This is a genomic window from Paraburkholderia atlantica, assembly GCF_009362785.1.
GTDB classification, from domain to species: domain Bacteria; phylum Pseudomonadota; class Gammaproteobacteria; order Burkholderiales; family Burkholderiaceae; genus Paraburkholderia; species Paraburkholderia atlantica.
In genome coordinates, this window is sequence record NZ_WHNQ01000083.1 from 1 (window position 1) to 11,768 (window position 11,768).

The 11,768-nt window shown below is 58.6% G+C and carries 7 protein-coding genes and 5 pseudogenes; 6 read left to right on the forward strand and 6 right to left on the reverse strand.

Going from position 1 to position 11,768, the window contains the following annotated elements:
- Together GCT19_RS44025 and GCT19_RS44030 are read right to left on the reverse strand one after the other, a co-directional pair.
- Positions 1-164 (reverse strand): annotated as a pseudogene (locus GCT19_RS44025) (IS110 family transposase); the annotation flags it as partial.
- A gap of 131 nt (positions 165-295) precedes the next feature.
- A pseudogene (locus GCT19_RS44030) lies at positions 296-1,095 on the reverse strand (IS110 family RNA-guided transposase); the annotation flags it as partial.
- A 603-nt stretch (positions 1,096-1,698) separates the two neighbouring features.
- Between GCT19_RS44030 and GCT19_RS44035 the strand changes: the two are divergent.
- A pseudogene (locus tag GCT19_RS44035) lies at positions 1,699-2,216 on the forward strand (IS6 family transposase); the annotation flags it as partial.
- Between the two features lie 79 nt (positions 2,217-2,295).
- On the opposite strand, the pseudogene GCT19_RS44995 reads toward GCT19_RS44035, so the two are convergent.
- Positions 2,296-2,418 (reverse strand): annotated as a pseudogene (locus GCT19_RS44995) (IS6 family transposase); the annotation flags it as partial.
- Positions 2,419-3,595: 1,177 nt separating this feature from the next.
- Between GCT19_RS44995 and GCT19_RS39385 the strand changes: the two are divergent.
- The 4 genes from GCT19_RS39385 to GCT19_RS39400 are packed head-to-tail and all read left to right on the forward strand — an operon-like array spanning position 3,596 to position 7,934.
- Positions 3,596-5,359 carry a serine aminopeptidase domain-containing protein gene (locus tag GCT19_RS39385; protein WP_018437550.1) on the forward strand — a complete coding sequence of 588 codons (1,764 nt, stop codon included), beginning with the start codon at positions 3,596-3,598 and terminating at the stop codon, positions 5,357-5,359.
- 52 nt (positions 5,360-5,411) lie between these two features.
- On the forward strand, positions 5,412-5,663 hold the full coding sequence (locus tag GCT19_RS39390) for an acyl carrier protein (RefSeq protein ID WP_018437551.1): 252 nt from the start codon (positions 5,412-5,414) through the stop codon (positions 5,661-5,663).
- Positions 5,660-6,850, forward strand: coding sequence for an acyl-CoA dehydrogenase family protein (locus GCT19_RS39395; RefSeq protein WP_152854909.1), 1,191 nt, complete (start codon positions 5,660-5,662; stop codon positions 6,848-6,850). The genes GCT19_RS39390 and GCT19_RS39395 overlap by 4 nt, the downstream gene beginning before the upstream one ends.
- A gap of 1 nt (position 6,851) precedes the next feature.
- Entirely contained in the window at positions 6,852-7,934 is a 1,083-nt protein-coding gene (locus tag GCT19_RS39400; RefSeq protein WP_026229093.1) for an amino acid--[acyl-carrier-protein] ligase, read from the forward strand.
- Between the two features lie 51 nt (positions 7,935-7,985).
- On the opposite strand, the gene GCT19_RS39405 is transcribed toward GCT19_RS39400, so the two are convergent.
- A complete protein-coding gene (locus tag GCT19_RS39405; protein ID WP_227749471.1) occupies positions 7,986-9,596 on the reverse strand; it encodes a hypothetical protein in 1,611 nt (536 codons plus the stop codon).
- A 37-nt stretch (positions 9,597-9,633) separates the two neighbouring features.
- Positions 9,634-10,371, reverse strand: a complete 738-nt coding sequence (locus GCT19_RS39410) for a hypothetical protein (RefSeq protein WP_152854911.1) — start codon at positions 10,369-10,371, stop codon at positions 9,634-9,636.
- Between the two features lie 945 nt (positions 10,372-11,316).
- Here GCT19_RS39410 and GCT19_RS39415 point away from each other — a divergent pair.
- A pseudogene (locus tag GCT19_RS39415) lies at positions 11,317-11,471 on the forward strand (PDDEXK nuclease domain-containing protein); the annotation flags it as partial.
- A 39-nt stretch (positions 11,472-11,510) separates the two neighbouring features.
- Here the strand turns inward: GCT19_RS39415 and GCT19_RS39420 are convergent.
- Positions 11,511-11,768, reverse strand: a 258-nt coding sequence (locus GCT19_RS39420; RefSeq protein ID WP_152854912.1) for an IS3 family transposase, incomplete at its 5' end; no start/stop codon positions are given.

An 11,768-nucleotide genomic window follows, 5' to 3' on the forward strand; every position in this document is an offset into this window, starting at 1 on the left:
TGTCGTGCTTTGCATCGCAGCCGTTTGCATAGGCGATCAACTTCGATCTGTGTCGTACCGATCTTGCCCAGCAACTCTACGTCGCCCATATCGACCGAGTAGGCAACCATGATTGAATCCTTGTGAACGTCGAGCCCTACGTACAACGTGCTATCGTCGTGCATGCTAGCCTCCGTGCCGGAAACAGACCGTTGAGCGGCGGATCCGTCCCCACTCAATGCGGCTCTGGCAGCCATGCTAACCCGCGCTTACATCCGCACGGCGGCTAGCCTCGCCTCACAGGGAGTCATACTGACTTACTGATGCCCAGTAGCCGGATGCGTCCGCCTGTACCGCTTTGCCGGGGCACCAGTCCCAGGAACGCGGCAAACTCACGGCCCGAGCGGAACGTATGGGCATCGCCGATCGTCGCGATCGCCGCTGTGACGCTCAGCGGCCCGACACCGGGGATCGCCATCAGCCGCCTGGCCGCCTCGTCCTCGCGTCGCCATGCGGCGAGCCGATGCTCGATCTCCGCAATGTCGTGCGAGAGCGCCTCGATGCGCCCCAGCTGCTCGCGCAGCGTATCGATGACCATGGCTGGCAATGCTTCGGCCAGTTCGCTCAATACGCGCGCGGCATTGTCCATGCTGTGGGCTCCGCCCTGTAGCGCCGCACCAAATTCGAACAGCAGCCCATGCATCTGGTTGATCTGCATCCGGCGCATCCTGACCAGTTGCTCACGCACGCGGTGCAGTCAGTACCGCCTGTTGCGCTTCGCTCTTGACGGCGACAAACCGCATCCCGGGCCGTTGCACGGCTTCCCAGATCGCCTGGGCATCGGCCGCGTCCGTCTTGTTGCTCTTCACAAACGGTTGGACAAATGACGGCGCAACCAGCCATCACCTGATGGCCCAGGTTCGTGAAACGGCGCGCCCAGTAATGGGCGCGGCCGCATACTTCCATGCCAATCACGGCTGGCGCCTGCTTTGCGAAGAACCTCGCCAGTGATTCCCGTTTCAGCTGTCGCTGCTCGATTTCACCCGTCTCCATGTCCACCGAATGCACCTGAAAAACCCGTTTTGCCAGGTCCAGTCCAAATGTTCTAGTCTTCATTTCGAGCCCTCCTTACCCTCAGTGGTCGTTGCGACACTTCCACTTTGGCACTCCGATGCCGTCGGGTATAGCGAGGGCTCCGCCGTTTCTGCGGCCTCTCCAACTCGACTCGGGAGGGAGGCGTCCATACCATCTCCTATAGTTCACTAGAAATCGTCGCACTGCAACAAGGAATCTGCTGGCGCAGGCGCGACACGTAGAGCAGTCTGAAACGGTCGGCCGCATTAAAATACTTGAACGACAGGATCGAGAACGCCATCGCAGCATGAAGTCGCGAACTGGAACGGTGCCCGGCCGCGCCTCTGGGGTGTGCAAGTAGTCGACAAGGTCTCTCTGGTTGTTTTCCGGGAACGTGCGTAAGCGGATAGTAGCGTTATAAGAGGTGCTCGCGCAGCAACGCTAGAAGAACGGCAGGGATCCACGCAACCGATTTGGCAATGCCCAAAAATCCGCTCATCGTGCCTCACGAAGCGCCATGCATGTGTCCTCCTGAGACACGATGCCCTGCAGCCGGCAGAAAGGCTCGACGAAGGCTCTTTTCTCTGCGAGGGGCAGTGACGAGAGACATGTGCAGCAGCGCACGAGGATCGCCGCTTTTGGTGACGCTGGGTGCCGCCCTTTGAGAAGGCGCTTCGTCAGCACAAGCAACCGGTGGGCAGGAGTTGAAGGATGGACGAACCTCCCTCAAGGTCAAAGGACAATGGAAATATCTGTATCGCGCCGTCGACAAGCAAAACAACACGGTTGATTTTCTTCTGCGCGCTCGTCGTGACAAAGCTGCGGCGCGCCGTTACTTTCAGAAGCCCATTGACCGGAACGGCGAGCCCCGAGACGTTCACCGTAGATAAGAGCGGCGCGAAGCTGGCCGCACTTGAAGCCATCAACGCAGAACGGGAAACCCCGATCAGAAGCCGGAAGAACAAACACCGGAATAACGTCGTGGAGCAGAACCATCGACCGATCGAACGTATCATCAAATCGATGATGTGCTTCAAGGATTTTCGGTGTGCACGCGTAATTCTCTCTGGTATCGAGGTAATGCATACGATTCACAAGGGAAAAATGAAAAACGACGGCGATGACCGAACGGCAGCCACTCCTTCTATTCGCTGATGCTATAAGCAATCCAATATTTCTTGGAACATGCTCGGCTGTCTTCCTTATCGCGACAGAATCCCGCAAGGCCTTGGCACTCGATTCGCCCCAGCGTCGAATTGTCTCGTGACTAACGACAACGCCGCGTTCGAACAACCGCTCGTCGATGTCGCGCAGCCTCAACTGAAACTGATAGCATTAGCGCACGGCACAACTGATGACGATCACGGGAAAGCGATGGCCGTGATAAAAGCGATCCGGAAGTTTGCATCGCGGGATGCCCTCAGGCCCCGTCAGCAACGTGACATTGCTGAAGCTAGTGTCGGAAAGCCGATTTGGCAAAACCATCATTGCGCATATTTCTCGCATGCATCCGTTACGTGGATCAGTGTTATCCAAACAATCGATTTTGTAGTCGACACGGAAATGCCGCATAGTGCGTCCCGCAATGCACAGTACAGCCACCCACTATCCATTCCATGAACGCAAATTTGCATGAACCGCCTGAACGCAACTGGCGTTGTCCGCTCAAATATCGCTTTCGGATTACCCCTTTTACTATCGGAGCCGTGATCCCCTTGATGACAATGGGCGCGCTAACCCCCATCATCCAACCTGAAAGACGGTTTACACCGCCCACCCACCCAGATCGATCGTTGTCAGCAGTTCCTGATGCATTTCTTTGAGATTTTCTGCGAAATTTCCTGAGATCAACGCTTGGCAATCGCGTGCAGAGAGTGACAATTGGTAGCACCATCTGTTTTTTTGCTGTGGTTCCGGCGGCCCGATTTTTCTTCCGAGACTATTCGAAAACATTTTCAGGTACAACATTTTATTTTTTTATTTTTCGCGAATTATTGCGGACCGAAAATTAGTTAGCTTACCTACCGACTCAGATCTATCTTGCCGTCGAGCGGAGCATGGGTCATACGCCGGTGGCCGTTCGTCATTCGCAGCTGTCGACGTGTGAGTGGTTCTTAAACGGCGATCAAGGTCCGTGTGACATTGACAAGCACTTTGTTGGCGTCTACGAGAATGCGCTCCTTCAAACGCGGTCTCGCCTGAGTTCCATTCCGTGCGGTGGGTGGATGTTTTCATCCCGTCTTGGGGGATTACACCGAAGCGCCTTGAGCGCTGAGAGAGGTTTGGCACACGAAAAGTTGGGCGCTAAGTTCGTTGTTTAGACGCGCAGGCCTTGCGCAGTATCGGGCTCTATCAAAGCCTGAGATTCGTTGCGATCGTGCGTGCATCTTCTCGGTTTCCGTCTTTCGGAAAGCCGAGTTAATACCGCACTCCGAAATTAAACATCCCAGACATGGGTTTTTTGAACTGGCCTCTTATGCAAGCTGTCGTCTTCGGTGACTGTGCTGGGTGGCTGCATCCCGCACCAGGACAGCACGGTGTCGTGTTGTGCAATGCTTTCGGCTACGACGAACTATGCACGCATCGTGCATGGTTGCAATTGGCCGAACGACTGGCTGTGCAGCAAATGCCCACGCTGCGTTTCGATTATCCTGGAACCGGCAATTCGCTACATGTTGAGGAGGATCCGGACCGCGTCGACGCATGGATCGGCAGCATCGCCGATGCGCTAGCATACCTGCGCACTGTATCCGGCGTACAACGCGTCTCGCTATGCGGGTTCAGGCTCGGTGCGATGCTCGCCGCGCTTGCCGCTGAGCGGTTGTCGGGCATTGATGGACTCGTGCTGCTCGCCCCGGTGCTGTCCGGGAAAAAATATCTGCGTGAACTGCATGCGCATCATCACCGCTGGCTCAGCGCGCGCGCCCATATGAGCATGTGCAAGGCGCCAGAGAGCATGCGCACGGTCGGCGCGTTCGGCTTCGGGCTTCATGGCGACGACATCGACAGGATCGGGGGGATCGATCTGCGCAACGACACGACAGCACCCGCGCGACGCGTGCTCTTGCTCGAGGCGAACGACCGCAACAGCGGGAACGCATTGGGCGCGCGATATGAAGCATATGGTGCCGCCGTCGAGCGTGCGCCGTTCGATGAACTTGATCACTTTCTCGTCGAGGCACGCTTCAGCAAGCTTCCGGCTCGTGCGTTCGCGACAGTATCGGCATGGCTCGCAGGCGACGCCGACGGAAATGGCAATATCGACGCTTCGCCCGCTTCTCTGCGCACACTGAATCAGTCCGCATCACGCGCCATACCGGTCGCTCCCAAATTGGCCGGACCCAATTTCATGGAGCAGCCGGTTTCTGTCGGCGCATGCTTCGGCGTGTACTGCCGCCCGCGCGACGCACTCGAGAATGCCCCTACGGTGCTGTTCCCAAACACGGCCGCAAACCACAACATCGGCGACGGCCGCTGCTTCGTGCTATTCGCCCGCCGTCTCGCCGCGATAGGCATCGCGTCGCTGCGAATGGATCTGGCCGGTCTCGGCGACAGCGCCCCCGAAGAATGCACTATTACAGCCGAGTCGCTCCATTCGCAAGAGGCATGCGCCGATGTGATCGCCGGCGCGAACTGGCTGCTCGAACAGGGCTACACGGCAGTCGTTACATTCGGTATCTGTAGCGGTGCTTTCGTTGGTCTGCATGCGTGCGCGGCACACCCGCAAATCGTCGGCGCGTTCGGCGTGAATCTTCAGCAGTTCGTGTGGCAAGACGAGGAGCGGGTGCGAAACAGCAGCGCTATCGCGTCGAACCGGACGCTGCGGCGAGCCGCGCTTAGCACAGACAAATGGAAGCGCGTATGGAGCGACAAGGCGTCGCTCGCTGGCATGGTACGTGGACTCGTGGCGCGGGCGACACGCCGTTTCGAGCGTCGCGTCGCCGATTTGATGGACGCCACCATCGGTTGGTCGTTCTCTCCGAACAAGGCTCGCCGACTCCTCGAACTTCTCCACGAAAAACATGCCGAAGTGCGGTTGTTATACGGTGAGTTCGATCACGGTATCGACGAATTAAAGCTGCAGTTCGGCGCGAATCTACGTGGCCTGAGGCGATTTCCGCACGTACGGGTCGCGATGTTGCCAATAGTCGATCACTCGCTGTTTATGCGCGCCGCGCGCGAGGCGGCCATGAGCGATGCGCAGCGGTGGATGCTGGAACGGTTCTGCAGCCTGCCAGATACCTCATCGGACACGCCCTACCCGCCGCACGTGAAGACGCCACCCACGCCGACTGTCGAGCCGTAGCCCGTTCCATGCGTTTCGCCCGCCTCTTTTCTTCGCATAATAAGGTATCCAAATGAAAGAAATTCTGCGTCGCATTATTTGCGAATCGGTTCACCTGCGCGGATCACCTGACACGCTTAACGATGAAACCGACTTGTACGCCGCCGGACTCGAATCCATAGCGACCGTCCATCTGATGCTGGCTATCGAGGAAACCTTTGAAGTCGCGATTCCGGATGAGATGCTCGGCCGACAGTTGTTCTCGAGTATCAATTCGATGGCCGACGCGATCTCACGACTCCAAAAACAAAAGGTGACGTCATGAACGCACAGCTTGCGCACGAGGCGGCACTGCGGGTCGCTCGGGTAGCCGCCAAGCATGCGTACTCAGTCGATCGCGATGCGCGCTTCCCGGCCGAAGCTATCGACGCACTGCGAACAGAGCATCTCCTGCCCGCATTGGTTCCGGCCAGTTTCGGCGGCGCCGGTCTAACGCTGACCGACGTCGCGTCGTTCTGCGAAGTCATCGCGCAAGGCTGCGCGTCCACTGCGATGATCTACGCAATGCATTTGACCCAGGCGGCGTGCGTGATCTCCCATTGCTGCGGCCGGCCTTGGCAGCTCGCTTTCGTCGAGCGGATGGCCCGTGAGCAGTTGCTGCTCGGATCTGCGACCTCCGAGGCAACTACCAGCGGAAGTCTGCGCGCCAGCATGTGCGCAGTACAGCATGACGGCCAGCGGTTCCGCATCGAGAAAGACGCGCCCACTATCTCGTATGGCGCTTACGCTGACGCCATTCTCATTACTGCGCGCCGTGCGGATGACGCGCCGCCCTCCGATCAGGTGCTAATTGTGGCGTTGCGCACCCAGATCGCACTAGAACCGCAAGGCAACTGGGACGCGCTTGGTATGCGAGGTACCTGTAGCTCGGGATTTCGTCTCGTCGCGAACGTGGATGATGCGCAGATTCTGATCCCACCGTTCAGCGACATCGCCAACCGTACAATGCAGCCGGTGTCGCATGCGCTGTGGGCAGCCGTATGGACCGGCATCGCGGCGGATGCGCTGCGGCGCGCAAACGCGTACTGTCGCGCTCAATCGCGCGGGTTGCCGGATGGCATGTTGCTTGCCAGAGGGCGGCTTGTTCGTGCGACCGAGCAGTTGCAGATGATGAAAGCACGCTTGAGTACGGCACTTGCCGCAGCGCAGACTGTGCATGCGGCCGAGTACGGCAAATGCGCAACAGAATTGCCGCTGACCGTTCAACTCCGCTTCATGGCGGATATGAATAGCCTGAAAACCAGCATCTCGTCGGCCGCACTGAAGGTCGCGCACGAGGCGATGATGATCTGCGGGATCAGCGGGTACCGGAATGGCGGCCGCTATAGCATCGGCCGGCATCTGCGCGACCTTTACTCTGCCCCCCTAATGATTAACAACGACCGGATTGACCAGAACACGGCCAGTCTGCTACTTGCGCAGCGCCCGTCACTATTAATAGAAGAGGCATGAAATGAGCGTACGTGTCACATCTTCCCTCCCTAACTATGCACACGGTGATGCCCCCATATCCGATGCGCAGCGGCCGTTGCGCGACCGGTTGATCGCAGCCGGCCTGCTCGTCGACACCGGCGAAAACGGCCTGTATGGGCACAACCATATCTACGAAGGCATCGTTGAACGCCTGACCTGGCTGATCTCGTGCATGGCTGCGGACCAGCATCCGGAAGTTCTGCGCTTCCCCCCGGCGGTGCCACGCAAGGACTTCGAGGACAGCGAATACCTGAACAACTTTCCGCACCTCGCCGGCACGATTCACGCGTTCTGCGGCGACGAGCGCGACCACCGGCGCCTGCTGCGGGCGCTCGACGACGTGGTATCCGATCCCGGCGACGAGCGAAGCGACGCGTGGCTGGCCCAGCAAAAGCCAACGCGCGCTGTGCTCACACCCGCTGCGTGCTATCCGGTCTACCCGGTCATCGCGCGACGCGGCCCGCTACCAGAAAATGGGCTCACAATTGACGTGCTGTCGTACTGCTTCCGTCACGAGCCTTCCCTGGATCCGACGCGCATGCAAATGTTCAGAATGCGCGAGTACGTGCGGATTGGCTCGCCAGAAGATGTTCAGGCTTTTCGTGCGACATGGATCGAACGCGGCCATGCACTTACAGAAATGTTACGCCTGCCCGCTGAACTCGACGTCGCGAACGACCCATTTTTCGGCCGCGGCGGCAAGATCGTCGCGGACAGTCAGCGCGCGCAGCAGTTGAAATTCGAACTGCTGATCCCGGTAACGGATCGGCACCGCAAAACCGCCTGCCTATCGTTCAACTATCACATGGACCACTTCGGTCGGATATGGAAACTGCGTTGCGCGAATGGCGCCGTCGCGCACTCGGCCTGCATCGCATTCGGAATGGAGCGGCTCGCGCTTGCGCTGCTGCATCATCACGGGTGCCACGTCGAAGCATGGCCCGACGACGTGCGTGAACTACTTTGGGGCAATAGTCGCGAGCGCATTGCCGCTGAACTAGAATGCTGGCGACAGCCTGCTGACGCACCCGAAAATGATGTCAATAACGACGAAAAACAATAAATTTATTGATGGTGCAGAGGCACTCATCCGTAAGCGTTGCTCGAGCACTGTCTAGTGATGGCCTGGCATGAAGCTGCCGCGCCAGAGGTCGACACCGGCCTGCACGCCAATCTGTTGCCCCTTCGCGCGCGCATCGGTGTAGGTCTCGTAGCGGTTGTCGATCTGCTGCCCGAACACCCGCGCCCACGCAGAACGGGCCAGGCCTTCGCTGCCGGCATGGCCCGGGTCCTGTGTGAGCGTGTCGCCGATACGCTCGTGCATCGTGCCGAGCATGGTCAGGCCCAGCTGTCTTGCGAGCGGCTGCATCACCGAGTAAGTGGCAAGTTCGGGGCCTATGATCGGGTACTCGCCCGGGGGCAGCACGGGCGGCGGCGGTTCTTCGGGCAGCTCGTCACCGGGCGGGATGCCCGGCTCCTCCGCCCCTGGTCCGACGACGAAATCCGAACGCAGGAACCAGTCGTGCGGAAATGCGCCGCCGACGGCGCCCTGATACAGACGGTAGTCGAAGGCGCCACCGCGCACTTCGGTGCCGAGCGCGAAATCGCCGGCGTCGGTAGTGCCACCGTTAGTCGTAACCACGAGCGAGATGCTGCTGGCCGTCGTCAGCGCACCGGGGCCGCCGGCGTTGGTGATCGCGAGCGCCGAGGTGCCCGTGGCCGACCCGCCGTCGATGGCAAGCCGGTCCGAAGGCGAATTGTCGCCACCGAGGTAGGTGTTCAGGGCGATCGTGCCGTTGTGACCGACATAGTGGGTCGTGGTCAGCACAGTCCCCGGATCGCTAGCGATGCGCACGAGACCCGCATTGACGACGCCGGCAGTGCGCTGGTCGAAGCCGCGTAAATCCAATGTGCCAGCAGGCTGGACCGCATAGTCCAAATTCGGGCTGAAGACATTGTTTTCGCCAGCAGCGATGGTGCCCCCATGCACCGTGGTCGGACCGACATACGTGCTGGCCCCCGTCATGACGGTTTTACCGCTATAAACATTGACGGCGCCCGAGCCAACCATGGCCGCAGGGAACAGGTAATTGCCACTGGCGTCCGTGTGGGTGAACACGATATCGCCCGTACCGCCACCGAACGCCACTCTGCCGGTGTTGAGTACGCCTGGCGCGACGGCCGCTGCGCCGGCGGCGGCGCCGATGATGTTCAGCATTCCGGTGGAATTCGCAGTCTGCGCTAGCACGACGGACACCGCGGAGACGCGGCCGCTATTGGCGATGGTCAGCGTCCCGTTGCCATCGCCACCGATCATCAGGTTGCCACCCACGGTCCAGTTCGAGCCCGGATCAGTGACGGTGACCCTACCCGTACTGCCCGGCGTGCCGCCAATAAACGTGTTGTTGACGAATCCTTGGACCGTATGCGGCCCAACCCCGGAGCTAACGGCTCCGCCGTTGGCACTGGTCAGTGAACCATCGCCCATGAAGAGCACCGTGGCATCAAGACCAAGGCTCTCAAGGTAGAAGGGGATCAGCGCGGGGTTCGTACCGCCCACGATGAGCGGGTTGCTGCTGCTCAACGATGAACCGGAGCCAATGACGGTAACTTCGCCGACAGCGCCTGTTGCTGAGCCGATGGAGTCGGTCGGCGCAACTACCCCCGATATGAGCGGCGGAAATCCGGTTCCGGAACTCATCGCGCCACCATTGGAAATGGTCAACCTTCCCCCGCCGACGTCACCGACGAAAAAGCTGTGCCTACCCGCAGTACCGAGTTCTGCCCCACCACGTTGACGATCCCGGTGCTGCCCGCCCCCCTGCGACATCAAGGCTCACGCCGGCCTCGACCAGCGCACCGTTCTGAACGTTCATCGTCCCCTGGTTTGCATCGAACAGCGCAACGTACATGTAACCCGCTGCGGACAACCGCGATCCCGCTCCGGTCACTGTCAGCGCCGCAATGGATGGATTCGGCGTGCCATAGCCGACCGCGACATAGCCACCGCCGCTGTTGGTCAACACATCGAGTGTGCCGCCGTTCTGGATGTTCAGTGAACCATTGCTCCCGCTGCTGGCGCCGTCGCCGATACGGACGATCCGCGACGGCGCGGCGAGCCCGTCAATGACCGTTCGATTGCTCGTGAGCGTGTTGATAAAGGTAGTGTTGGTGCGAAAATCGGGCACCAGATGGTTGCCGCCGTTGTCGATCCAGTTACTCGCATTGAACCAGTCGGAAGACGAGGTACCGTTCCAGTAGTTATTCACCGCCGTGACTTGCGCCTGCGCGGAACCGGCTGCCATGCTCGTCACACTGGCAAGCACCGCGACCGCCAATGCCGGGTGTGCGGACAGAACGGACAAGCCCTCATCAGACATCTCCAGATCGAATTTGCATCGGCAGAACGGATACCAATGTTGGCTGGCTCTCACTCGAATCGCTAAAGCGCTGCCGCTCCAGCAAAATACTTCAGCCAAGCATTTCAATTTCTTAACCAACTGCACTTCATCAGGGCAAATTCAAAAAACAATCTGCCTTCCAATTCATTAAGATTCAAATTTTCAAAAAAACATGGACAGCATCGAGAGAATTCAAAATGCATATGGGTTTATGCGATCAGCGAAAAGAATATCCTGCGACTCTTGGAAGTGTTATAGCAGGAAAATCTTGACCTTCAATAGTGGAGCTCACATAAACACGGTATCGAGCTTATCAACATCGGACCGAGAAAGGGCAGAGCAAATATCAAGAGTCGATACCGATGAACGAGAATGCGGACAACATTTGCATCAGAGATGTATCAAAGGGGTAGTTCATGGTCCGTCGTGCATCGGGTTTCTCCCATCCGACGAAAGAAGCGACTTACCTAGCTTAGCGTACGTAAAAGCCGTTTATTGAGGACATCCCTAAACACGCACGCGGCCATTGCTGCGGAACTGGCAAAGGTCGCGCACGACCAGATCGTTTGTTGAGGGAACCTATCCGAGACTGGAATTGGACCCCCAGACGGGTTCGTGACACGTCTCAGCGCGATTACGAAATAATCAAATCAGCATCCGAAAGCCTGTTTTTTCGTGCCGGCTGTTCTTCCCGCAAAAAACGCGAAATTTGCTAACGACGGGCGGCTAGATATCTCGTCACCCGTCCGCCATGCCGCCTTGAACGCGCGCCGGCTGACGGGACGTCGAAGAAGCTCCAATTTTTCGCAAACATGCGCCACTTGCCATTGCTATCAAGATAACACTGGTTCCGCCAATTGCACTTGACGGACAATCATTTAATCATCTGCCGAAACGACCAAGGTATGCACTGTAAGCTGCATGATCTTTGTTACCCCGCCATCCACTGTGAGGGGCACGAGTGACGGAACGTGGATTCGTCGCTGACGAGGAAAACGCAGCGCTGGCGATATCCGATGCATCGCCGGTGATGCCTAGCTGAGCGTCGTCGAATTGAAAACGACATCATTCAAGCCTGCGTATGCAGGCCAGCTGAACTTCTACTGTCTGCGGTCGACGCACAGGCCAAGGTGGCGGAAGATCAGCCGACCATTGGCCTGCTGTTGTGCAAGGAGAAAAACCGGCTTGTGGCGGAATACTGACCTTCCCTCTGTTTTTCGCCTTCCAGAGGCCCGGGGTTATGCAGCTACATCCGTTGCCTGCTGAGCCACGAGCCAGTCTCGCATGAACTGGGCCGGCGACACAAAGCCGAGCGACGAATGACGACGACTGCGGTTGTAAAACACTTCGATGTATTCGAACAAGTCCGCTGCGGCTTCGCGATGCGTGCGATAGCGCGCTGCATGAACCCGTTCATTTTTCAGGCTGTTGAAGAAGCTCTCCGTCGGCGCGTTGTCCCAGCAATTTCCTTTGCGGCTCATAGAGCAACGCATGCC

What these genes read in the sequence shown, in the direction of transcription:
- GCT19_RS39390 (WP_018437551.1), top strand. Translation starts at nt 5,412, where the DNA reads ATGAAAGAAATTCTGCGTCGCATTATTTGCGAATCGGTTCACCTGCGC.
- GCT19_RS39395 (WP_152854909.1), top strand. Translation starts at nt 5,660, where the DNA reads ATGAACGCACAGCTTGCGCACGAGGCGGCACTGCGGGTCGCTCGGGTA.
- GCT19_RS39400 (WP_026229093.1), top strand. Translation starts at nt 6,852, where the DNA reads ATGAGCGTACGTGTCACATCTTCCCTCCCTAACTATGCACACGGTGAT.